Below are 24,193 nucleotides of genomic sequence, written 5' to 3' on the forward strand. Positions count from 1 at the left end.
TAATGTTTGAACATACTACTAAAATACGTGTCAGGTATGGCGAAACCGACCAGATGGGCTATATGTATTATGGCAACTATGCCGAGTTTTATGAGGTTGGCCGTGTAGAAATGCTGCGCAGCCTGGGTTTAACCTATCGGGGTATGGAAGAATCAGGTATTATGATGCCCGTGTTGGAGCTTAAATGCAAGTACCTGAAACCAGCCCTGTATGATGAAGAAATCAGCATAAGGGTGATCATGGACAAAATGCCGGGTATCCGCATTCATTTCCGCTACGAGCTAAGTAACCCAAAAGGCGAGCTGATAAACCAAGGCGAAACGCTATTGGTGTTCATCAATATGAAAACAAACCGCCCCTGCCTGCCACCCCAGGATTTCATTGATAAATTAGTACCGTTTTTTAAGTAGATTTGGTTTAATGAGATGGCTGCATCACTTTTTGCTCCGGTTTGGTTTTTACAGATACGTTGTTGACTGGACAAAAGTTATCATCCTGCCTGGTTTTCGCCCCCTGCCCTTATATACTGTAGTTGTTTTTTTTATTAAGGAGATCACCAACAGCTCACTGGTTAACCGGGCATCGTCATTAGCATACAGTTTTATGCTGGCCATTTTCCCGGCTACCATATTTTTGTTTACGCTGATACCTTATATCCCTATTCATAATTTTCAAAGGGAGTTGCTGCGTATATTGGCCAGCATCATGCCAACTAACGCCTACCTTGCCTTTAACGATACTATTATTGATATCATTAAGAATCAAAACGGCAAGTTACTGTCCTTTGGTTTTCTTTCTACCATATATTTCTCCACTAACGGTGTAATTAACCTCATGAAGGCCTTTAATAAGTCATCGTTGATAACAGACAGGCGTAGCTGGATAAAAAGGCGTGGTGTGGCTCTGGGATTAACGATGGCCATTAGTTTAGCCCTTATTATTGCCATAGGCATTATGATAGCCGGACAAGGCCTTATTAGTTCTATAAGGCACCACCTGGATAGCAAAAGTCATTTCTGGATCTATCCTATCCTGCTGCTTCGTTGGATAGTGATCATCGTGATATTTTTTGTTACGGTATCGTTTCTATACCGCTATGCCCCGGCTCACAAAAAAAAGTGGAAGTTTATTAACCCTGGATCAATTTTAGCTACCGGGCTTGCGATATTAACTTCCTTAGGTTTTTCATACTATATCAACAATTTCTCGTCATATAACAAAGTCTACGGATCTATCGGAACACTGATTGTGGTGATGTTATGGATGTACCTCAATTCGCTAATTTTACTCATCGGATTTGAATTAAATGCCAGTATTGAGCTTTCAAAACGCAACATTCGCATCGTAAAACCCCGTTATAATAGCTTCAGGAGCAAAAAAACAGGCAATTTATAAGCAAATTCTAAAATTAATAAACTGGCTATCAAAAGCTTATTAAGGATATGTAAATAAAATGAAAAAAAATCGTTTTCAGATTTGGCAATCCGCTTCAGATTTGTACTTTTGTCGCCGGAGAGCTGGCAGAGTGGTCGATTGCGGCAGTCTTGAAAACTGTTGAACTGTGAAAGGTTCCTGGGGTTCGAATCCCTAGCTCTCCGCTGATTACATTAACAAAAGTGTCAAAAGCCCCTTAATTGCAAAATTAAGGGGCTTTTTCTTTTACACGACCTATCAAAACTCGCATATAATCGCAAAACTCTATTGCGTCATTCGTAGCGTCCTCTCAAAAAAGCACAAAAAAACAAAAAGACGCTACGAATGGCTTATAACCATTTGAATTACAGCATGTTCGACAGGTGTACATCTTGTGAAAAAAGTGGCTAAAACGTATTTTTGTTTAACTTTTATTTATGTTTTATGTTAGAAAAAACGTTTGGGTTATTGTTCTTTTTAAAGCAGCCCAAAAACAAAGGAGAAGACAACAGATTTATCTACCTGAAAATCACGGTGGATGGTAAAGCAGTAGAGCTTTCCACCAAGCGAAGGTGTGAACAATCGAGGTGGAATGCCCGCGCAGGCCGGGCCGTTGGGACAAAGGAAGCCACCAAAGAATTAAACCAATATCTCGATTCTTTTGAACAGCAGGTATTTCAGGTGAAGCGATTTCTGAATGACTCTGAGCGCAATGTCAGTGCACAAGGTATCAAAGATATCTTAACTGGTAATGTTGAAAAACCCAAAATGATTCTCGAAATATTCAGGCAGCATAATGATCAGATGGAGGCACTTGAAGGTATAGACTTTGCTACCGGAACAATTGAACGTTATAACATCTCTTTGGATCACACCAGGGCTTTCATAAAGTGGCATTACAAAGTAGAAGATAAACCGATAAAGGAGCTGGATTATGAATTTATTTCACAGTACGCCTTCTGGTTAAAAACAGAGCGAAAATGTAATCATAATTCAACGATGAAATATTTGGCAAACTTCAAAAAGGTCGTTTTAATCTGTGTGAAAAACAGGTGGCTGCCTGGTGATCCGTTTGCGAATTTCAAGTTGACGAAAAAGCCGGTAGAAAAAACAGCATTAACAGAATCGGAACTAAAGCGGATAATAGAGAGGGAATTTATTTCGGAAAGGTTGGATATTGTCAGAGATGTCTTTGTGTTCTGTTGTTACACAGGCCTTGCTTACGCAGATGTAAGGAATCTGAAGAGATCAGATGTAAAAAAAGGCGTTGACAATAAGGAGTGGATATTTATTAAGCGGCAAAAGACAAACTCTCCGTCGAATCTGCCATTGTTAGCTCAGGCCAGGCGGATCGTCTCCAATTATAGCAAACATCCTAAATGCGCAGACTCGGGACTGGTATTGCCGGTGCTGACAAATCAAAAAATGAACGCCTATTTAAAAGAGATAGCTGACTTATGCGGAATAAAAATGGATCTTACTTTCCATATAGCCCGGCATACTTTCGCTACAACCGTCACACTCAATAATGGCGTCCCCATAGAGTCGGTTTCTAAGATGCTTGGCCACGCGTCCATAAAGCAAACTCAGCATTATGCTAAAACGCAGGAATTCAAAGTAGGTAAAGATATGCTCGAACTGGAGAAAAATCTGTTTGAGAAAAGTCTGTTGAATGTTTCGGGTATAAAAAAATCAAATAGCAGGCGATCAAAGAAGCTTACCATCTAACACTAACGCATCCGTTCCCCGGAAACAAATGCACCTCCAAATAAAGATAAACAAAAGTTGGCAAATAACCAACTTTTGTTTATCTTTGATTATATCATTCCGGGAAGGTCCCGGTTGCGACTGAATGTAGTAATGCAAAATTGTAAATGTAAAAATGTAAGGAGATCGCCGATGACAAACAAAACACTGAGAAACGATGATCATCATCTATCAAAAGAAATTACAGGAGTTTGCGAAAAAACACGCAGACGCCGCTAACAGTATTACTACCTGGAGAAAGGTAGTAGAGCAAGCTAACTGGGGAAAGGGTACTGATATTCTAGCTGATTTCCCAAAAGCAAAACTTATACCCGCAAAACGGGCCCGTTTCAAAATTACCGGTAATAAATACCGCTTGATCATTGAACTGGACTATGCAGACAAGATCGTTGAAATCCGATTTATAGGCACCCATTCAGAATATGATGAAATTGATGCGAGTACCATTTAGAGGTTAAATTCTTAAAACATGACCAAAAAGCATTGGTTTTTACTAGAAACCGAACGACAGTATGACGATGCTGTTGCCAGGTATGAAACAATCAAGTATGCAACAGCGGGAGAAGATCATCAGGAAAAACTCCTGCTGGCACACTTGATTGAAAGATATGAAAATAAACATTGGGATTTACCAGAGGTTGATCCCGTTGAAATGATCAAGATACGTATGGAAGATTTCGGCTATCGCGCGGCTGATCTTGCCGCAGTATATGGGGACAAAGGAACGGTGAGTAAAGTATTAAATTATAAACAGCCTTTGTCACTTACTATGATCAGGAAATTTAGTGAACTATTACGGTTACCCATTTCTGCCTTAACGAAGGAATATGACCTTAGTCATTAACAAGATTTCTACGTGCCTGGATAATATGTTCAAGCCCCTTTTTTTATACTTATTGTACCCCGCATATGATTTCTATTTTACTCCCCGAGTAACAGTCGTAAGTGGGAATGTATTTTACGTATCCTAATTCAGTTAACTGATTCATGCATTTATGATAGGTACTTGTACTCTTGATATGCGCTTTGGCCATTAATAGCTTTCTGGTCACTTTGACTTGCTTTTGAAAACCTGATTCCAGCCATAAATTGAGCAAACAGGTGTATATACTCATATGCCAAACGCTTACATTGGGGTCATTTGCAATTTTTGAATACAGTTTTGATAAAGTGGAAAGTTCTGACATTGTTTATTTGGTATTGCCACTGATCATATTTTCTACGTCAGTTAATTTATAAAAGTGGATCCCTCCCACTTTTTGTGATTTAAGCTTTCCGCTGACCCTTAGATTCTGAACGGTACCCGTGGATATTTTAAGCATACGACGGACATCGCAGCACCGAAGCCAGACTTTTTGCTCTTCGGGCTTTGCGGAAAGTAAAAGTTTAATATCGTTTATTAAGGTCTGACGAAATGTTTCCAGATCTTCCTTGGTGATGAGCTCGACAGGCATGAAAGTCCTTAGAAAATGACTTCTATGCGAACCTGTAATATCTAAGTTCGCGCATAATAACTACTATCGTTCCGTGCGGAACGATAGTAGTTCCCGGGTTGCCTGCTCCATCATACTTTGGGAAGTATGTGCATTCCGCAGGCAATCCGATAGGTATATAAAAACGGGTAAAGTAAACGCAGGCTATGGCATTGCCAAATTAAGCGCGGGTAAACCCAGGAAATACAGAACCGTAAATCCCTTGATCTTACACTGTTTCGTGCCGTCCCCATCCGCCAAATGTGGAGTGATCGCATACTTCGGCACCTGCATAAAGGCATTTTAGCAAATACTGGTCTATATTTAATCCAATGGCATAGTACGACAGGTTACCGTCCATGCGACACTCCAGGGAATGCAAAAGATCTATTCGTTTGTCGTTTACATAATAATTACCCTGCAACGCATCACAATAAGGACATGACGAAGCGCAGTAATTCTCTTGAATAGTGTTGCTGAATCTGAAACTAACGGGCGTAATGGTTTCATCATTTTGCCGAAGAACATCAACAAAATTCCCGATCAGGTTAGCGGTATCGCCTTTGATATGGTACAGGCTTAACATATCATTATAATATCGCCAGTCTACGTTATCCCAATTCTCTAGTTGCCTGTCGGGAAAAACAATACCTGTTACCGTTTTCATCTCCTGTTTGCACTTCCAGCAGTGATCACGCATAATCTCCAGGTTCACTTGCTTAAATCCCTCTTTAGGTCCCTGGTAACTGAGCGTACCCTCCCAGAGGCTTCCAAAAACAACATGCAAACTTTCATAATTAATACCATCAAAAGTAGTTTGATTCTGTTTATCGCCACAACAGGTAATCCACATAAAATCCGGGCTGTGAACTTGCAGCTTTTCAGATATGAAAACGCCGGTGTTCCCCAATTGCAAGGCGGCAGCTTCTTCGCTAATGACCATTAACAAACATCCTTCGGATAAAATATAGTCTCTTAGTTTCAGCAGAGCGCTTTCCTGTGCGACATCCAGATTCAAAGACAAGGGTAAAATTAAAATATTGGCCAGTTTTTGTTCACCTTTAATTGTTGTCAGAAAGGCGTGGCTTATTTTACAGGGCTCATCACCCAGCTGTTTGTCGGCAGAAACCCGTTGCCAATTGGCGGGCTGCGATTTTTGCAGCTCATTTTCTACAAAAAGATAAAATTCACCTGTCATAACCTATGAGTTCGGTGAAACGGATAGTTGGTTTTAAAAAAATGGCAAAAAAGAAAGTCCCTAAACGCTCGCCGCCGGGACCTTCAACCTAAACCTTATCACAATAGCGGGCAGATAGCCCACTAAGATTTTGCAAAATAGCAATAAATATTTACCTGTCAATAATGGCGATTAAACGAAGAGTTGCGCATATACTCATTAAACCTGCGCTGATATTCCCTTTCTTCATTTATTCTGCGGTTGATAACCGAACATCTCCAGAAACATAAGCCCCAGGCCAAAAAAGCTACCGATAAACAGGTAAATGTTTCCTTTTGTCGTTCGGTGATGAATTCTTTATTTTTTTTAGTTTCCCTTATAATCACTGTAGATGGTTTAATTTGTTTCCCTCCCAATGCTCCGAAGAAGGCAAAAGTGGAAATTAGGAAGGCGAGTAAAACATTGCGGACTATAGCTTTCATAATGATTTCTATTTATAAAATTACTAATTTAATTAGCAAACAGCAAGCACTTTTTTTTAATTTAGTTCATAGATATTATTGTTGTGGCGGGCTTCCTGTACCCTATCGCGAAGAGTATCAACAATATCAGATTCCGGAATTCCCTGCAGATTGATGATCTGATTGGAGTGATCGGTGCTTATTAACGTCAGGTTCATCAATTTAAATAGTTGAAGTATGAAAGATTGGGTAATAATGAAATCTTTTACTCTGAACATCTCCACTTGATCGATTCGCTTAAAGAAAATCCCACGAGTTATACGTATATATTCCGTCGTAATGAAGTATTGAAAACTGCGGATATATAATATGCGGTACCATGCTGCACCGCATACCGCAAGACTGAATAAAATAAAGTACGGCGATAACCACCAGGACAATAAAAGAAAAGTAATGGCCAGCAAGATCAGCGGCAAGACTTTTAAAAAAGCAAACAACACCGCCGGCTTTAGTACAATATCATCGTTCAGCATCATATTTTAATTGATCTAAAAATGTTAATGATTGGATTGGTTTACGTGTGCGGATACGATCGCGGATATGGAAGGCCTGTTTATAACGATTCAGGCTGACCTCTCCATATTTAGAAATAACGAGCTTGCCTTTATGATCTATGATCACTTGCCGGCTCTGGCCAGTATGATAAATATGAATTGTCGTATTCCGGATGCCGGCCGCCACTTTGATATCGGTCAGGTGGCCTATCTCATCTTTACCGAATAGCAGTGTAAATCTTCGCTTAGGAAATGTTTGCCTGAGCCAATCTACCTGGCCTTGCTGTAATTGGTTACCGATGGCGACAAACGCCAATTGTTGCAGGTTAGCATAACGTGCACGGTTGATCGCGATAAAGGCCATGGCTTCCATTGCCGAATAGGACACAATCACCTCATTCGCTGTTTCATTCCCGGCTACCCATAGATTTTCGGTCGTAGGAATTTTATGGAACCCTTCTCCGTAATGCTCCCGGGTATCGCCATAATGAAACAACAGTTCGCCACCGATATTAAAAAAGGCCTGGATCTCCGGAGAAACGCCAAGCCTTGTTAACAGTGCGTTCATCAGCGTGATCTCCCGCTTCGGGTATAGGACCGGGAAACCTCATTTGGATTAGAGGGCCGTTGGTTTTCGATGTCCTTAATGGCATTGTGATAACCAGGGCTCAATTTCTCAGCCATTTTTGGGTCATGCTTTTTGTTAAATAAAGCATTCAAACCTTTGTAGACCATATATGATAAACCGCCATCGATCAGAATAGATGCCACGAGCGCCAGTTTATTTGAGCGAATGCCATGATGGTCAACACCGGAATAGCTGAATCTGGTCCCATCGGCAATTTCGACTTCCTTACCTTTACGGTAATTTTCTTTTTGAGCGGGTGTCAGGAACTCATTATTAACCATATCCGGTACCAGTATCTTTTCGGTATCTGATACAATGTATTCCCTTGTTTCGGCATCGTATTCGATTAACATTTCCTTTTTATTACCCTTTTTATCGGTTGTGATTTTGAGGATGCTGACTACCTCCCCTTTCTGCAACTGTTGTGCTTCGTTGTCATCCAGGAATTCGGGGGTAACCGCTCTATGGTAAATGGGATGAATGAGCAGGTCGAGTTTGCCACTTTCATTGGGCATAAGGGAAATCTTGGCATTAAGGGATTTAATCTTGATATTTTCTGCTTCAAGATTATGCAATTCCATTAAGCTGGTACGACGACCCGAAAGCAAAGCCTTCAGATCGTCTACATTTAACAGGAGCTGACCGCCCGCGGCCAACCCGATGGTTTCCAGATCCTTGATCGGGAGGTCACCTTCACGATTATTAACCAGGTTCATTTATCTTTCCATTTGATAGTCTTGTTCCCGTTCAACCGATTGACCTTTACCCTCGTCTAATTCCCTTTCCGGTCCTCTTGGATTGGCTTTTGCCTCCAACAGTGACTTATAAAGGCCATAGTCTGGTTTCAACACCTTGCGGGTACCGTCGGCGTCTTCTACTTTGATGCTTTTAGTTTTGTAGGTTTCCAGCACTTTGTAGGTAGTATCGAGATAGGCGATCTCGTCTCCCTTTTTAAAACCGACTTCTGCACTTTGCTTTTGTTCACGCTTCTGGTCAACACCCAATAAGAGATTGGCGATCTTCTGCGCGTCCCTGGAAGCTTTTGCGACCTCAAAAGGTTCGTCTTTTAAGATCTTGGCGAAGTTGCTCATATAGGCAGCCTGCTGACCGAAGTTGTGACCGATCTTCAATTCACCGCCGATCAGGATGCCGGCAATTGCTGCCCGCATTTCTTCACGTGCATAATCCTGCGAACCAAATTTGCCTTCCATAGGGCGGTTTAGCCTACTTTCATGACCTGACCAGTGCGCCAACTGATGAATGGCCGCCTGATAATATTTGGTCTCGTTTTCGAAAGTTTCCTTTTCGGGCATAAAGATGGCATCGCGTTGCTTATCGTAATAAGCTTCCTGACCGCCGTGGATGATGACCGCTTTGCTATCTTCAATCAATTTATCCGCGCGTTCAACCGGCGACAAAGCTTGACCTTCTTCCTGTTTCGCGAGGAATTCCTGCAATGGCATGATATCCTTCATCTGTTCCGCATTAAACAGGAAAGCCTTGCCTTGCTGCGGCTTTTCAAATTCAACGGTTTTTGTTTGGGTAACTCCGTTGTCGTCTTTGATGGTTTTACCTTCAGCGGTGCGGATGGCCTGTATATCGCTTGTTTTTGGAAACTCGATCAGGGTGCCTTTTTCACCCTCTTTTACCCAGTTACCGGCGTACCGTGCGGCATCTGCCGACATCCAGCGCGGGTCGTCACGCCGCTGCATCCCAAGGGCCAGCGCGTTCATGGCACTGTAGCCTTTTCCCGTGGTCGGATTAATGGCTTTTACGAAGGCAGGCATGCCATTCTCTTTTACCGGTTTCTGAAATAAGGAGTTACCCTCTTTAATTTCCGCTATTAGCTTATCTGAAAGCTGAATGGGAAGTGCTTTGAAGTTTTTGCTCATTTTCTTGTTTAATTAGCAGTTCATATAAAAATTTAATTGGATTGATGTATTTGTATTTATAGCAGATACTGAAATGCAGGTGTTCGCCAGTCACACGACCTGTCGCACCTGTGATACCGATGGGTTCGCCCGCTGTCACGCTATCTTGAGCCCCTACCAAAACCCTGCTTAAATGGCCGTAGATCGATTCTACATTTCCATGTCCCAGGCGAATGTTTATACCGAGGCCGTCATCGTAGCCTGTTGATTTCACTACTCCATTTAAGATGGCATACACAGTGTCGCGGCGGGCCTTAAAATCTGCACCGGCGTGGAGGGCATATTTGCCGGTAACCGGGTGAATCCGGTAACCGAAATCAGAATTTATTTTGAGGTGTTTGAGGGGAAGGCAGACCAGGCAAATGCTGATCAGCATCTTCATCGGTCAACAGTTTGGGCCAGCTCCTGTTCTTGTGTCGGATTAATGGATTCCAACACATTATCCCGCACACCGGGATTGTCTTTCGCAATGGCCAGTGCTGAAAATATGGCCTGGGACGTTCCTCTGTCCTGCAGCAACATGATCTTATACATAGCCTTAAAATCATCAAGGGGCATGGACGAGCCATTTTTTGTCAGATCATCTAAAACCTGTTGCTTGTCTTTGAGCTTCAGCACCTGTTCGGCAGGGTAAATGGCTTCGTTTCCTTCCAGGAAACGCACATAATTTTCAGATGCTGATCTTGCATAGGTCACCACTCCGATCTGTCCTCGTTTCGTCTCGGGATTATTTTCCAAATCCGGCAACACCAAAACAAGGGTCCCGTTTAAACTTTCATTGTTTTTCATGCTGTTTAATTATTAATTCTGTTGATTTTCGGGTGAACGCATTTCTTAGTTGTGCTTATCTATCCACCCCTTTGTTTTGCTGAAGGCCGAGAATTTTATCAAGCGGTATCACACTGGCCACCCGGATATTTTCGTTCTTTTCAACCAGTTCCATTGCAGTTCGCATTTGTTTCGCGGTACCACGATCCACTAAAAGGGCAATGGCCCTCAGATCTTTAAAATCAAACGTGGAGATGTCAGCCGAATGATTCTGTAGATATTCGTAAATCTCATCAGGCTCCCGCAGTACCATGAGGGCATCCGCGCTGTGGAGGCGTGGCTCGGCCCCATCACCATATTTAACATAGAAATCATCATGGGCCGGGTTAGCTTTTATGATCTCTCCTATTACCCCCTCTTTGTCAGCATGTAACTCCCACATTTCGGGATGTAGCATGACCACTGTTCCTTTTAAATTTTGTTCATCTATCATTTTTCAAACTTATTTTAGCTGTTTCCGGTAAAGCGGGGGGCTTGAATGCGAGTACCATTTCCTGTATTTCCCGGCTGATATGGTTAAAATTCTGGCGAAGCTTTTCCTCCATCTGGCCGCCAAAATCATAGAAAGTGGGTAGTGGCTTATAACTCTTCTCTTCCCGCCGGATCTCCTCCATGTCCAGGTTTATCCGGCAATTGACGGCCGAAGTTTCAAATTGCCCGGTGAACTTTTCCTGGGCATCGGCAGCGATCACCCCTACCATTTCGCCAGAATTGAGCGAAGCGATTTTGCCTGCGGGTATCAATACTTCCAGTTTTTCATTCAGAGAAGTGGAGGTTTTATTACGGTCGATGGACAAACCCTCTCCTATTTGTTTGGATTTACCAAAGAGCCTTTCCAGCCACTCCAATGTTTCCTTGTTCCGCACAGAACCTGATAGCACGGTACCAACCACTGAGGTAATTGTGGCGGCTGTATCCTTGCCGTACTGTTGATTGAATTGCGGCAATTCTTGCAATCCCATCAGCACAGCGACCTTATTTGACCGGGCAGTTGCAATTAGATTTTCAACCCGGTGAACGAATAAGGTGGGTACCTCATCCACGATCAATGCAGAGGGCAGGTTCCCCTTGGTGTTAATAAGCTTGGTGAGCCGGTTGATGATGATCGAATAGCAGGCCGAATTGATATTTTGAGTATTAGGGTCATTGGCCAGTACAAGCATACCCGGGTTTTCCCTGTCCGATATTTTAAGATCGAAGTCATTGCCGGAAAAGACCCAAAACGTTTCTTTGGTTGCCAAACGGCTGATAAAAATCTTCAGCGTACCGATCTGTCCCTCCAACTGGTTAAATGCCTTGGCATCGAATGCTGTCATGAATGGTGATAACAGTGATCGCAGTTCTGGTTCAGAGGTCAAAGCATTGAATATTTCCTCATAAGAGCGGTTTAGCAAAGCCAAAACGTGCGGAAAGCTGGAATAGATACCACCCTTGTATTTACTCATGAAATACACACAGGATGCTAAAAAATTAATAGCGGACTGCGTAAAAAACTGGTCACTCCCACCCGACCGGTCACCTTTTTTTAAGGCTTCCACCAATGCCTCGGCCGTTTCAGCCGCATCGGCCAGGGATTTGATGTAATCTGCTCGCCAGGGGTTGATCCTGCGGCTCTTTTCAATATCATTAAGGTTAATGACATGAAAGGCATAGCCTTTCAGCTTGCCATTCTGCTTGGCCAGGAGGTAATGATAATAAGCGATATGGCCGAGGTCAGGAAACTTGAAATCGTACAGGCAAACCGCAAACTCTTTGGCAATTAATTGCCTGATAAACGGATTTACAATCGAGAAACTCTTCCCGGAGCCAGGGGTACCGATCACCATCGTCCCCCTGAAAACGTTGCAGATATTGATCCATCCGTTCCGTACTTTCCCCTTATAGTAAAAAAGCATGGGGATGTTCACAGAGTACGGGGTGTCTACCCTTTTCACCGGCTGCATAAAGCTTTCAGCTTCGGTATTCCAGATATCCTTGCCTAAACCAGACCTGATCATCTTGGAGATGTTGTCCATCGACACACTTAAGAGGAGCGCCCCGAAAAAAGAGCAAACCATATACAGCAGGTCATACCAGGTCGTGTAGGCAAACGCGACATGGGAGGCCCGGCCCTGAAAGATGAGGCTGCCAAAGAACAAAAACAGACCGGCTGCAAGGGGATAGACGATGTGCTTTTTAGGGTCAAGATCTTTTTCCTTTTTTGCCAGCGTACCAATGCTGACCAGGCAGATCAGGCCCAACGTAGCCAGCTTACTATAGACCAGTTTCGAGTAAATAATCAGGTGACTGATCTTATCCAGCGGGGTAAAAAAAATGCCCCAGAAAGGAGCATCGTGATAAATAAAAATGGCGGCTTCCAAGCCTATGGATATGTAAATGGCACACTGCAAAAAACCGTGAAGCTTTTGCTGTTCACGCGTTTCCTCCATAATAAAAACGGGGTAAAATGAAAAAAGCCACCGGCTTTTGCGGGTGGCTTATTGCTGAATGGATTGACTTAGCGGTTTAGACTTTGCCCGCTGTCCTGTCCATTTTCTGAAGCCTGATTGGACGTATGATGCGACTTGTTGTATTCATGCAATAAAAAAGCTGTATGGTGACCGTCCGGAACCTCTGCAAAAACGATGTGTTCAGGAAGTTTGGCCGGTGGATGGTAGGGATCAAGCTCATGCGGGAAAGGCACCTGGAGCACCGTTGTATCGATGTAAACACCAGTTTTGCCATTATGCTTAAAAACGTCTGCAAACTTGATCTGGTTCCAGTAGTTTTCGGTATCCCGAAACGTGTTGCGCTTTTCGTCAATAAAAAAATCCTTTCCTGCAATTTGAACAACCGGTAAATCACTAGGGTAATGCTCCCTCCAACCGGTGCGGAATTCATCCATCCAGGCATTCTTACCCAACGGATCGAGGGCATCAAAGGGGTAAAGCCAAAATAACTTTACCCTATCAGGCAATATTCCGACCAAAGGCCCACCAAAAGCATTTTTAGTAAGGGGATCATACCAAAGCTCTACATGGTCATCCAGGCACATGAGGTCATACATAGTGATCTGGTTATCCGGATTCGCAACTTCAACGAGTGCCATCAGGTACCCATTCACATAAAAAGAAGTCCCTTCTAGTTCAACCACCGGTAAGGGCCCATTATAGTCATCTGTTTTTTTCATTTTGTTGAATTATCAGCGTTGTATGAACACCGGCGGTTCTACATCGACGGCTGTTTCCTCTTTAATAATCGCTTGCTCCGCCTGGTCCTGCTTTTCACTTTCCGCAATTTTCTGACTGATCTCCAGTTCCAGCCTGTCCAGTTCACGCTTTAATGAAGCCAGCTCATACTCCTGTTCAAATGGTCGCTGTGTGAGTTCCTGTATCTCCGGGATCTGTTTATTGATACCGGTCAGTTCTTTTTCATAGCGTTCAGCCATACCAATCACCCGGTCGATAGCATTTAAAAAGTACCGGGCAGCGAGTTTTGGGTTGTCAATATTCGGTGCTCCCCCATTCTGCATATATTTAATGCCGGTAGTCCGGCTTTCAGCATAAAGGGAAGTAACATGGTCGATCCTGCTGGAAAATTCACTCTCAACCGTTTGCAACTTCCGCCTGATATACAGATCAAAACCATACAACTCGCCCAAATGCAAATCAGGTTTGTTAAAATCTTTGGGATACCAGTTTTTGTATAGATCAATCAATTTCTGACCGATAGCAACTGTATCAGCCTCAGACGTATCATTCAATCGCAATAGATTAAGCTTGATCCCATCAGCGTCATATTTCAAGACCTGTTTGTAGGCGATTTCATCGGTACGCACCATATCCAGTGTGCCCTGAGTATCCCTGCTTTTCTTTTCCAAATCTTCCAGCAAATACCTGCTGCGGGCAACTTCTTTAAAGTGAGCAGCTTTATAGCCTTCCAATTCTGCAACCTTCTTTTCAATACGGGTCTTTTCCAATAAAGAGGTATCACCTGATAATATGGCGATGTATTCCGAAAAGCTCATGCCACTTTGTTCGTCCATTGCACCTTCATCCAGGGTACGTACAGCCAGCTCATTATTTTTCATCTGGCTGATGAAGATCTGCTTGTTCTTCAGCAGGTTGAACTTATAGTTATCCAGAGATTGCTCCACGGCATATATAAAATTCCTGACCTTGTTGTTATAAAACTTTTTGGCGAGCCAGTTACCCTGTCTTGCGCCACGGCCATCACGCTGTTCCAGTTCCGAAGGTTTCCAGGGAATATCCAGGTGGTGCATGGCAACGATCCGTTCCTGTACATTTAAACCTGTTCCTGCCTTTTCGGTACTACCGATGAGAATCCGGATCTCCCCGGCATTCATTTTCTTAAACAGCTCTTTGCGCTGTTTATCCGTTGACCAGTTATGAATAAAGGTGATCTGGCTTATCGGAATATTGAAATCAGTTACCAGTTTATCCCGCAGAGCATCATAGACATTGAATTCACCGGGTTTAGGCGTGCCGATGTCGCTGAAAATGATCTGGGTGCCCCTATGCGGGGTGCTTTCATGGTAGATCTCCGCTACGTTCCGTGCGCAAACATTGACCTTGTTACCGGGGTGGTCGCCGAACTTTTCAGAATCGACCAGACGCATATCCACCGCCATTTTTTTGGCGTAGTTGGTAGCAATCAGCATCCGGCCCTTATCCTCATCTTTGGTCAGCGGCCGCCTTCCGATCAGCGTGGCATCCCCTGTTTTGGCAAATTGCATCAACCGTTTGATAAACTCCTGCTGGTCTGGTGTCGGTTTAATATTGACCAGGGTTTCATCAATGTCAGGCTTATCCAGATTGATATGTTTAGCAGTTTTATAATCGGTGATCTGGTTATAAAACAGGGCCAGTTCAGGTACTTTGATAAAGTGACGAAAACGTTCTTTCGCCCTGATCTCGTTAGTGACCGTAAATTCAAAGTCAACTGTTTTCCGTGCATATACTGCCGCCCAGGCATCAAAATTGGAGATCTTTTGCCTTTCCAGTTCCCGAGGCCGAAGATATTTGAAGATAAGGTACATCTCCGTCAGGCTATTGGAAATCGGTGTTCCTGAAAGGAATGTGGCGCAAAGGTCGGCATCACTCCTTTCCTGCAAGGTCCGGATGGCGAAAAGCATATTGAGCGCTTTCTGGCTGCCCAGCATATTACCCAGGCCAGCTACCTTCGTATGCCTGGTCGTGAAAGTCAGGTTCTTGAACTTATGGGATTCATCAATAAATAAATGATCTATATTCAGCTCGCTGAAATTAATACCCGTGTCTTTTCGCTGTTCAATGGCATCCATAATGCCTTTCAGCCTGGCTTCAAGATTATCCTTACGAATCTCTAACCCTTTCAACATTTCACGGGTGATCTCCTCACCGGAATCCTGAAAACTCAATAAATCCTGTTCAATGTTATCCAGTTCAATTTCAAGGATCTGACGTTGAATTTCCGGTGATTGCGGGATTTTGCCGAACTGATCATGTGTTAAAATGATGCAATCCCAATTGTTATTCTTTATCTCGTGAAAAATCCGTTTACGCTTGGCCGGTTCAAAATCATTTTCGCCCGGTGCCAAAAGTTTCGCTTTAGGATAGGCCAGCCGGAAAGTATCAGTAATCTGCTGCACATTGGCTTTTAAGGCCAGAATCATTGGCTTATGAACAATACCCAGCCGCTTCATTTCCATAGCGGCCAGGATCATGGTCAGCGTTTTACCTAAGCCCACTTCATGATCAATCAACCCGCCATTGTTTTGAATGACCCGCCATGCTGCATTACTTTGCGAGGAATAGACACCCGGAATACGCAGCGCTTTAAGATCAAGGCCTGGAAAAGTCAGATGGCTGCCGTCAAACTCCCGAAGGGTGTAGCAATTGTAAGTATCGTTGTATAGCTTTTCTAAGCGCTGTTTATCCTCGTTTGGCAGTTCCAGCAACCAAAGCAGGTAGCGTGACCGGATGTTATCAATTTTCCGGTGTGCATTCTGGATCGCTTCGGTATCGGGTACCCGGACGACCTTCCCATATTGCTCTACTGGATAGGTGAAATGCGGGTTGGTATTCAGCAGTGCATATTCCAGTAAAGTACGCCCGGTGATCTTATTGCTTTCTTTGGGTGTTACCGAGAATTCTTCATTGGTGATAGTATTACCTTTTTTCTCATAACTTACCTTATAGGTATCTATGGAATTATAAAAATCAACCCTGGTATCCAGCTTAAATAAATCCGTGGCAAAACGCTGGTAATATTCAACGGGCACCCATCGTTCCCCAAGATTAAAGTCCAACAATTCAAAAGGGATTTTCTCGGGCTGTACCCGCCGGATAGCGGCAAGGCTTCGTGCAAATTGCAGGTTTTCAGGTTCGGCTTCAGCCAGTTTTTCAGCGAGCTTTAACTTTTCTACCACATTACCGGACAGGTAATTATCGCTCGTTTCCCACTTGAGTGTTTGGGGATTTAATATGATCTGCTTATCCAGCTGAAGGATGACCCCATCTTCTGTTAAACCGGTGACCAGGCCAATAATCGAAAGGTCTACCCTCCCGGTATCATTCAAGCAACGCGCCAGGGCTTCAGCAGGGTCATCCGTTTTCAGCATATCTTTTTGCTGAAAAAGCGGCCCGTAAAATATATCTGAACGGACAAATTTGTCCTGATCCTTAATTTCAAGGGAGGATATGATCTTAAAGCCTAAAGCAACATCGCTAAAAATGCGGTTACGGTTGACATTTTTATTGAGTTCGCCATATTTGGCTGCAAATGCCTCATAATAAAAGTTTAGGGACTTGCGTAATTCCGGGAACTGGATACTGTGCTCATTCTCAAGACCTGAAAGCTCCATGTAAATATCCCGCAGCTCCAGGTAATCCTCGTAAAAAGCCAGTTCCGGTTGTGGGTCAAGCGGCTCAAATTTCGCCTCAAAATTGTAGGGCTCCCCGATCAGGCCAAGTTTGCCATTAAAAATGACCAGCGTATCCTTTGTATAAAAAGGTTTCAGGTCAGTAAAAGCCTTTGGCTTATCCGGTAGTAATTTAAAAGCAGGCTCTAATGAGGTGTCGCCTTCATACCGGTAATCATACCCGAAATGCTTCAATTTCGCTGAAAGCGCATCCAGTTCATGTCCGAGATTAGCGCCGGATAGCCACTTTCCGGGAAAAGAGATCTCCGAAAGGTTACTGTACAACTTATAGGTATAGCGGTTACTCGCCTTTGCCCGGGCAGTCAGCAATACAATGCTGTCATGCATCGGTTTTGCTGTTGTACGAATGGTACTGATCAGCCGTGCCGTGCCCCCATCAACAAATTGCAGGTCGAGATCGTCCAGGTAAGCCAGTGCCTTGTTGTCCCCGTCAACTTTTACGGGAGCATCAAACAGGCCCAACTGGCCAGAACTCATCCCTGGCTTATCTTCTTTTTTTTCCAGTTCAGGAACGGGTAAAAAAGTAAACTGGCTGAGTTGGCCCTGCTTTTTGTCAAAAGAGATTGCTTCCCATTTGGCCCGGTCAAAGTTATTATTAAAACCGGCGATCAGCTGTTTTTTGAGCAAGGGTAGAATATCTTGCATCTCGCCGTTCTGCCATGCCAACCGTGAGGCTTTGCCTCTTGCATTGGTGCCCTCAATGATTTCATCGGCATATACCAGTTCATTTTTATCGGCTAACCAGGCATTCAGGTAGTATCGACCAAAAGTATTTTCACGTTCTACAGTTTCGATCAACTGGCTTTCCGTTTCGGAAAGCGTTTCTTTGGTATCATTTTTCTGTACCAGGATCAGGTGCATACCTACTTCCACGTTGGCGTTTTCCTTCATGAGGTTGGCCGGCAATACGGCAACTGATAATAGGTCAGCTGAAGTAAACAGGTATTTCCTGGCCGTGGCATTAGAGGGGTTATTCAGGAAAGCATCGGTAACGATATAAGCCAAAATGCCCCCGTCTTTGATCTTATCCAGCCCTTTAGCGAAGAAGTAGGTATGCACTTTGGTGGAGATCCCGCTTTTGTTATAGGCGGGGTCATGTACTGCAATCTTGCCAAATGGGATATTGCTGATGACGATATCCGATTGCGCCTTTTCGGCCGCTGCCGTTTCCTCCAGCTTTTTGATCTGTACATCTATTGGAACGCCATAGGCCGAACAAATCGCTTTGAGCACCTTACCTGTCAGGATATCTTTCTCAACAGCCGCTATCTGCTCTATATCACCGAAGGCTTTTATCGCTTCTCCGATAAAAACACCGGCTCCTGCGCTTGGCTCATATAAACGTTTCGGCAAAATATCGCATTCTGCCATCGCTGCATAAATGATCTGCGGGATAAAATCCGGGGTATAGTAGGCTGTTGAGGAACTACTTTTTAAGGCATCAATAGCTGCCTTATACTCCTTGTTTGTTAATTTTTCCTGAAGCAGGTTATGTAACTCCACAACCTGGGGATAAAGCTTCAGGTCGGCCTTTGAAGCGCCGAACCGTGGCCATTCAGCTAATTCGCCGGGTGGAAATAATACTGCCTTGAGGCCACCAAATCCGGCGTAATTTTTTAACGTTTCCAATTCTGTTTCAGAAAGCTGCTGGCCAGTGAAGTCCAGCGCGATTCGGATGGCCGCGATATTGTCTGCCATCTTTTTGACCGGATTAAATGCCATATTACACCTCTTGTAAATAGTCTGCTATAATTCCGATCACTTCATATTTTAAAAAGCGGTCGTCCTCGTCCAGGCCCCTGATCAGGGGTGCGCATATTTCGAGGATATTGGTAAGCTCGTAGTGGAGTATCCCCTGGTTAGAAAAGCGCAGATAGGTTGCCAGAAATTCTTCTTCCAGGACAAGCTTTACATAATCGTAGGCTATGGAATCAGTCATAAGAAAAGAATAAGGTTAATTGGTGAGCGTATCCGCATCCAGGATATCCTGGTAGGATATACTTAACGTAACAATACGGCCGGAAAGCTGCTTTTCGCTGAGTTCTGCACGAAGCACTTTATTTCCGGGGAAAGACATTTTCTTAAAGACAAATACGTTCCGGTAACTTTTTGAAAAAGCAGGTGGGCTAAACAGCACAAACTCCGGTTTGATCTCCACGGACTGGTTATTGGCTGCCTTCGTTACCTTTCTATCATCTACTTTAAATCGAAAATCTGCGATATCATATTTCAAATTAGTTTTATTGCGATAAGAAATATCCAGAAAAATATAATCGCCAATGGTGCAGACATGGTTCAATTGCCCCTTAATACCGAACGCATTTACTTTTTCGATCCGTTTATCCTTTTTTTTAGCCACCAGGCTGAGCGCTAAACTTCTTAACTGATTTTGTGAAAGCCCGATACCGGAAATATCCAGGGGGTGCATTGCTGCAGGTGTTATTTCTATTTCGGTTGGGACGCCGGGATAACCGGGCATTAACCTATACTGTGCAATGAATTTTTCACCGGCTATGGTGATTACCGAACCAAGAAAGGATTTGAGGGTGTCACGCAGTTTTAAACGTAATACGTTTTTGAGCGGCAAATCACCGATCAGGTCTTTCGTGGAAATATCTACGTACTGGATCGGTTCCGGTGAGATAAAATGAATGGTCAGGTTATCGGGCAGGTAAATTACCGGCAATTTATCCTGCGCGTAAAGAGCGGGGGCAATAAGCACCCATACAATGAATAGTATCCGTTTCATATTAGTTTTTTTGTGTGGGTTGTTGCTTGTCCCCTGAATCCAGGAGGCTTTCACGTTTCTGTGTGTTTTGCAAGGCATCGGTGTCGATGATATATAGGTAAGAGTTATATTTAAGCTTTGCCTTGTTCTTGCGGATCAGGTCGGCAATAGCCGAGGATGTGGACTGAAACATCTTACTGAGCGAGCTCATGACGAACTGGGTATTTCCGGAACCGCCATCTACGGTGACCCCTTGTACAGAGTTACTGCCCAGATCTTTGGTAAAATCGCGAAATGCAGACGAGGGGACATAAAGGCCAGGAAGCCCATCCATATCATAAACATCCAGTTTAACCGGAAGGATCTTACCATCATATAGAATAGATGTAATGGAAAGCGTAACCCGCTGCTCTGAAAACCCATTGATCAGTGCATACAGAAAGGTACCTTTTTTGATGAGGTTATTACCGGCTTTGATATCTTCCAGCAGTTTTATCCGTAAGCGAGAGCCGGCATATCCGGTTACATTTTCATCAATTACGGCACTGATAAATGCAGGCTCCTTTTCCGGCATAACCGTATTAAAGTCGCCAGACACGGCATCAGCCTTTTTTACGGTCAGTTTAACCTGGCTCTCCTTAACCTTTGCAGCTTTATCGGCAGCCTCCTTCTTTTTCAACTCGTCTTTGTAGGTTGGGTCATTCTGCTTGTTGATACTGTCCATAATGGCCATTTGCTGCCTAAAAACGTCCATCGGGTCTTTTTCCTTTGGAGCACTTTGCTCATGATGAGCCTGGTTTACCTGGCGGCGGCTCATTTCCTCCACCGCTTTAGCAACCTGACGGTCATGCGCAATACCCGTTTCCGTTGCCTGCCCGGCATTGGAGTTGTTACCCGAGCTGAACTTTAGTTTCATAGCCTGCTGAATGGAATCCAGTTTTCTTTTCTGCTGGTCAGAATAGTCATTATTATAGGCCGGGTCACTGGAATTTTCTTTGGGGATTACATTTACCGCTGTCAGTCCATCGGCTTCCTTGTAAGTGTTCCTGTAGGCATCAAGCTTATCCGCCAGTTGTTTCTTGCGTACATCGGCTGAAACTGCCCCAACCGTGCCGTTCAGGCCGATGTTTTCTTTGACCGTTGCCTTTGGCTTCGAAAAGCCGCTTTGCCAGGCATAAAAGAACAGGCACAGAAAAGGCAACAGAATGACCGGCAGCATATACTTGGGCTGCTTAAAATCGATTTTCATAACATTTTATCGGAGGGATTGGTGAGTTTTGGAAAGGCGGTCAAGGGCGCTATCCAGTAAGGCGCTGTCTGCACCTGTCAATTGCTTTTTGGCAGAAATAGTGTCCACCATTTTCTTGAGGCGCAGCGTTTCCCGGATATTGCCGGTCGCCTGCATGATCTGGTCAAAGCCCACCTCTATCGGGCTGACTTTTTTAACCGTATTTATTTTTGCCTTATCCTGGTGGTGAAAGACCGTAAATGACAACACGAGCGATAGCGCCATCAGGAAGATCATGGCCCCAAACAGGAACTTAGGATAAGATTCCGCAAGGCGTTTCCCCATATTGCTAACCATAGTGAAATAAGGGCCAAATTCCTTGCGTATCTCGCTATACAGCGTATCCTTGGGATCTCTGTTAGAATGTATTTTTTTCCACATCTTGCAGGTCTTTATTTTCCAGGGTTTTCCAGTTCGTAATGAGTACGCCATGGGGGTTATTGTCGCTTCGGGGTATATCTTTCAGGTTACCTTCGGTGATCAGCGAGCGCACAACAGTGGAGCTGCGCCGGTCAATTTTTAGTTTTCCGTAATAGCGAAAATAACGCCGGGGCATGTCTACAGCAATGGAATCTGTTTGCAAGGTCAGCACGGAACTGGAGGAAAGGATCGAGTTAAAAAAACCGTTCTCTTTTAAATTATTGTATTGCTGCATCCCTGATTCGTCGACGAGGTACATGGCTTTCTTCATCTGGTACTCCATGTAATTATCATCCGGGGTCAGGGAAAAGAACAGCGAATGAAACAAGTCCACGTCAGCCCGGTATTCAGCAGGCCGGTTCATCTGTACATCCGTCTGCCGGGCCAGTATAGGGATGTTGTTATCTAGTATGTAAATGCTTTTTTGAGCATTAGATACCAGTTTGAAAGCATACAGGCTATTTATGCCTACGATGATCAGCGAGGTCAGCAGGCTACCAGCCGCGATGAATGTCGCCAGCCGTACTTTGGCTTCGATATTTTTTATGATCATAAAAATGGTGTTAAATAAAAAGGCCGGCCCGCATTAACGGGTCAGCCCAGACATCAAAAGGAGAACGAAAAGAAAGAATTAAAAGAAGCTGCCGGCGGCTTTTCTCGCCATACTGGTTACCGTTCCCGCGCTGCGGGCAAAAGTAGAAGTGGCCGAACTGATGCCGGATGTGGAAATGATCCAGGTAGAGATGCTGGGTACGGTGAACATACAGATCGCACCTATCAGGAATACGATTATCACAGTGCCGAAGGACAGAATCCCGTTACCTGCAAACCAGGCCATTTTTTGAAGGTTAGTGTTCATTCCATCTGCACCGACCAGTTCCGTGTACTTACTGATCTCCGATTTTAATGCATATTCCTGCATCAATCCGCAGATGTACATGATCAGGTAAGCAATACCGCTATACAGATTAACCGAAATGAAGCGGGCTACCCAGGTGCTGAAACTATCGCGAAAAGCTGGCAGGATACTGACAGCTACCGCAAACGGGCCAAGCATGATCAGAATGGAGGAGTAAATGATCTGTATCATAAAGATGATATAGACTGCTAAGCGCAGTATCCATATCCCCAGCAGTTCCAATAACTGTGTAAACAAAAGCTGCATCCCCACGGTGAGCCGGTTTTTTAATTCCAGCAACGGTGAAACTACGCTGCTGATCCCCTCTTTAACTGTGCTGGTCACGGAATCCCAGGCCTGGCTATACCATGTATCACTTTCCTTTTCTGCCACTTCGGTTTGTGCCTGGTAAGCATACAGGGAATTGGCTACCGCCAGCATCAGGCTGGAGCGGTTAAGGCGCAGGTTGTTGACGATGGTTTGTTCGCTGCTAAACATTTGTTCAGTTTGGTTGGCAACGATATCTGTCGGAAAAGCAATTATCTTGGTGAACGGCCCCCACCATAAGATCACCATTGCCAAACCAAAGGGTCTTAATAATGGCATAATCTCCAACTGTTTGTCACCTGCCATCATCTCATACGACTTAATAGCGAAAAAAATGATCATAAAAATCGCCGAAAGCGCTTTGGCATCAGTAATAAACATATCAAAATGTGTCCATACCGAGTCTTTAAGACCTTTCAAAAACACCCTGACACCTTCCTCATAAACACCGTCACCCTGTAAAAACTGTAAGGTCTTGCCATTGTCGGGCGTGCTTGTCGTTTGGGCATATACCGCCGTGATACCTAAGCATAGGAGTATTAATAAAGTTATTTTCTTCTTCATTGCAGATGTTGTAAAACTTGTTTGGCGATCTGGATATCTGTCTGTGGTGTCCATTCGCTGACCGTCACCTGGTTAGTTTTTAACTTCTGCTGCTGGGCGGTCATGTTGATAGTGGCCAGTGCCGAGGAGGTTCTGATGGCCCATACTCCCGCAAGCCTGCGGTATTCCATCAGGTAACGGTGATAGGCTAGTATCCGGGCACCTCTGTTCATTGTAGTGGAGTGTGCAGCCTGGATTCTTTCTTTGAGCATATCCAGCTCATTTTTATACCAGTCATATAAGCCTTCGGAAACCAGTTTAGCGCTGACCTGCGGCGAAAGCCCGGCCAATATGGAAGCCGTTGAGTTATTCAGCACCGGTTTGAGTTCATTGCTGTAATACAATTGCCATAAAGGATCTGCATCCGAAATCAAACCGGACTGGTTGGCTATTTCAGAAAGTGCAGTGTTACGCATGGTATCTGATTGCAATTTGTATTTATTATCCGTACTGTTCATTGCACCGACGAGTGCCAGCCGCTGGGTCTGAGGACCGGTGGCGCTTAATGGGCGCAGGTCCGTTTTATGATAGTTCTGGTGAAATAACCCCCAGGTCAGCCAGTAATATGGGTTGAGGCTAAGAAACCCCGCCTTTGGCGTAAATTTATTTTGATCCCATTGCAGGTAAACCATGCGTTCTTCCTGATAACGGACACTTTGATCTCGTGCAGCGGACTGACCAAGGCAGTGCTGGATCAGGGTAACTAGCATAAATGATATATGAACTAAGATTTTTTTCATGATTTAAATTGTTTTTAAACGGCATTCAAGCTATCA

General features: G+C 44.1%; 25 protein-coding genes and 1 tRNA gene. 6 read left to right on the plus strand and 20 right to left on the minus strand.

Features of this window, described 5'->3' with window-relative positions; genetic code table 11:
* Positions 1-2 precede the first annotated feature (2 nt).
* The 6 genes from G7092_RS05525 to G7092_RS05550 all read left to right on the plus strand — a co-directional run bounded on the left by G7092_RS05525 (position 3) and on the right by G7092_RS05550 (position 4,024).
* Positions 3-410 carry an acyl-CoA thioesterase gene (locus G7092_RS05525; protein ID WP_166087011.1) on the plus strand — a complete coding sequence of 136 codons (408 nt, stop codon included), beginning with the start codon at positions 3-5 and terminating at the stop codon, positions 408-410.
* Positions 411-420: 10 nt separating this feature from the next.
* Complete coding sequence (locus G7092_RS05530; RefSeq protein ID WP_166087013.1) at positions 421-1,395, plus strand: YihY/virulence factor BrkB family protein; 975 nt, start codon at positions 421-423, stop codon at positions 1,393-1,395.
* Positions 1,396-1,511: 116 nt separating this feature from the next.
* Positions 1,512-1,598, plus strand: a tRNA-Ser gene (locus tag G7092_RS05535).
* Between the two features lie 259 nt (positions 1,599-1,857).
* A complete protein-coding gene (locus tag G7092_RS05540) occupies positions 1,858-3,141 on the plus strand; it encodes a site-specific integrase (protein ID WP_166087014.1) in 1,284 nt (427 codons plus the stop codon).
* A gap of 196 nt (positions 3,142-3,337) precedes the next feature.
* The gene (locus G7092_RS05545) at positions 3,338-3,631 is read left to right on the plus strand and encodes a type II toxin-antitoxin system HigB family toxin (RefSeq protein ID WP_166087016.1); all 294 of its coding nucleotides are present in this window, start codon (positions 3,338-3,340) and stop codon (positions 3,629-3,631) included.
* 18 nt (positions 3,632-3,649) lie between these two features.
* Positions 3,650-4,024, plus strand: coding sequence for a helix-turn-helix domain-containing protein (locus G7092_RS05550; RefSeq protein ID WP_166087018.1), 375 nt, complete (start codon positions 3,650-3,652; stop codon positions 4,022-4,024).
* Between the two features lie 346 nt (positions 4,025-4,370).
* On the opposite strand, the gene G7092_RS05555 is transcribed toward G7092_RS05550, so the two are convergent.
* The 20 genes from G7092_RS05555 to G7092_RS05650 all read right to left on the minus strand — a co-directional run bounded on the left by G7092_RS05555 (position 4,371) and on the right by G7092_RS05650 (position 24,157).
* A complete protein-coding gene (locus G7092_RS05555) occupies positions 4,371-4,634 on the minus strand; it encodes a helix-turn-helix domain-containing protein (RefSeq protein ID WP_166087020.1) in 264 nt (87 codons plus the stop codon).
* Positions 4,635-4,881: 247 nt separating this feature from the next.
* Positions 4,882-5,850, minus strand: a complete 969-nt coding sequence (locus G7092_RS05560; RefSeq protein WP_166087022.1) for a hypothetical protein — start codon at positions 5,848-5,850, stop codon at positions 4,882-4,884.
* 158 nt (positions 5,851-6,008) lie between these two features.
* Positions 6,009-6,311, minus strand: coding sequence for a hypothetical protein (locus G7092_RS05565; RefSeq protein WP_166087024.1), 303 nt, complete (start codon positions 6,309-6,311; stop codon positions 6,009-6,011).
* A gap of 56 nt (positions 6,312-6,367) precedes the next feature.
* A complete protein-coding gene (locus G7092_RS05570) occupies positions 6,368-6,826 on the minus strand; it encodes a PH domain-containing protein (RefSeq protein WP_166087026.1) in 459 nt (152 codons plus the stop codon).
* Entirely contained in the window at positions 6,810-7,412 is a 603-nt protein-coding gene (locus G7092_RS05575; RefSeq protein WP_166087028.1) for a hypothetical protein, read from the minus strand. The genes G7092_RS05570 and G7092_RS05575 overlap by 17 nt, the downstream gene beginning before the upstream one ends.
* Positions 7,412-8,188, minus strand: coding sequence for a DUF4099 domain-containing protein (locus G7092_RS05580; RefSeq protein WP_166087030.1), 777 nt, complete (start codon positions 8,186-8,188; stop codon positions 7,412-7,414). Before G7092_RS05580 ends, G7092_RS05575 begins: the two co-directional genes overlap by 1 nt.
* A complete protein-coding gene (locus G7092_RS05585; RefSeq protein ID WP_166087032.1) occupies positions 8,189-9,364 on the minus strand; it encodes an ArdC family protein in 1,176 nt (391 codons plus the stop codon). It lies immediately after the preceding gene.
* Entirely contained in the window at positions 9,321-9,785 is a 465-nt protein-coding gene (locus tag G7092_RS05590; RefSeq protein WP_166087034.1) for a M23 family metallopeptidase, read from the minus strand. The genes G7092_RS05585 and G7092_RS05590 overlap by 44 nt, the downstream gene beginning before the upstream one ends.
* The gene (locus tag G7092_RS05595) at positions 9,782-10,192 is read right to left on the minus strand and encodes a hypothetical protein (RefSeq protein ID WP_166087036.1); all 411 of its coding nucleotides are present in this window, start codon (positions 10,190-10,192) and stop codon (positions 9,782-9,784) included. Before G7092_RS05595 ends, G7092_RS05590 begins: the two co-directional genes overlap by 4 nt.
* A 55-nt stretch (positions 10,193-10,247) precedes the next feature.
* Positions 10,248-10,628, minus strand: coding sequence for a hypothetical protein (locus G7092_RS05600; protein ID WP_166087039.1), 381 nt, complete (start codon positions 10,626-10,628; stop codon positions 10,248-10,250).
* A gap of 25 nt (positions 10,629-10,653) precedes the next feature.
* A complete protein-coding gene (locus tag G7092_RS05605) occupies positions 10,654-12,660 on the minus strand; it encodes a type IV secretion system DNA-binding domain-containing protein (protein ID WP_166087041.1) in 2,007 nt (668 codons plus the stop codon).
* A gap of 68 nt (positions 12,661-12,728) precedes the next feature.
* The gene (locus G7092_RS05610) at positions 12,729-13,400 is read right to left on the minus strand and encodes a hypothetical protein (protein ID WP_166087043.1); all 672 of its coding nucleotides are present in this window, start codon (positions 13,398-13,400) and stop codon (positions 12,729-12,731) included.
* A 12-nt stretch (positions 13,401-13,412) separates the two neighbouring features.
* On the minus strand, positions 13,413-18,851 hold the full coding sequence (locus G7092_RS05615) for a helicase-like domain-containing protein (RefSeq protein WP_235953783.1): 5,439 nt from the start codon (positions 18,849-18,851) through the stop codon (positions 13,413-13,415).
* A gap of 25 nt (positions 18,852-18,876) precedes the next feature.
* A complete protein-coding gene (locus G7092_RS05620; protein WP_166087047.1) occupies positions 18,877-19,092 on the minus strand; it encodes a hypothetical protein in 216 nt (71 codons plus the stop codon).
* A gap of 15 nt (positions 19,093-19,107) precedes the next feature.
* Complete coding sequence (locus G7092_RS05625) at positions 19,108-19,902, minus strand: DUF4138 domain-containing protein (protein ID WP_166087049.1); 795 nt, start codon at positions 19,900-19,902, stop codon at positions 19,108-19,110.
* Position 19,903: 1 nt separating this feature from the next.
* Positions 19,904-21,130, minus strand: a complete 1,227-nt coding sequence (traM, locus tag G7092_RS05630; RefSeq protein ID WP_166087051.1) for a conjugative transposon protein TraM — start codon at positions 21,128-21,130, stop codon at positions 19,904-19,906.
* Between the two features lie 6 nt (positions 21,131-21,136).
* Positions 21,137-21,550: a hypothetical protein gene (locus tag G7092_RS05635; protein ID WP_166087053.1), complete on the minus strand. Its 414-nt coding sequence runs from the start codon at positions 21,548-21,550 to the stop codon at positions 21,137-21,139.
* Positions 21,528-22,142: a conjugative transposon protein TraK gene (gene traK, locus G7092_RS05640; protein ID WP_166087055.1), complete on the minus strand. Its 615-nt coding sequence runs from the start codon at positions 22,140-22,142 to the stop codon at positions 21,528-21,530. The genes G7092_RS05635 and traK overlap by 23 nt, the downstream gene beginning before the upstream one ends.
* Before the next feature lie 78 nt (positions 22,143-22,220).
* Positions 22,221-23,378 carry a TraJ family protein gene (locus tag G7092_RS05645; protein ID WP_166087057.1) on the minus strand — a complete coding sequence of 386 codons (1,158 nt, stop codon included), beginning with the start codon at positions 23,376-23,378 and terminating at the stop codon, positions 22,221-22,223.
* A complete protein-coding gene (locus tag G7092_RS05650) occupies positions 23,375-24,157 on the minus strand; it encodes a hypothetical protein (protein WP_166087059.1) in 783 nt (260 codons plus the stop codon). Before G7092_RS05650 ends, G7092_RS05645 begins: the two co-directional genes overlap by 4 nt.
* Positions 24,158-24,193 lie beyond the last annotated feature (36 nt).

The sequence above is a fragment of the Mucilaginibacter inviolabilis genome, from assembly GCF_011089895.1.
GTDB classification, from domain to species: Bacteria; Bacteroidota; Bacteroidia; order Sphingobacteriales; family Sphingobacteriaceae; genus Mucilaginibacter; species Mucilaginibacter inviolabilis.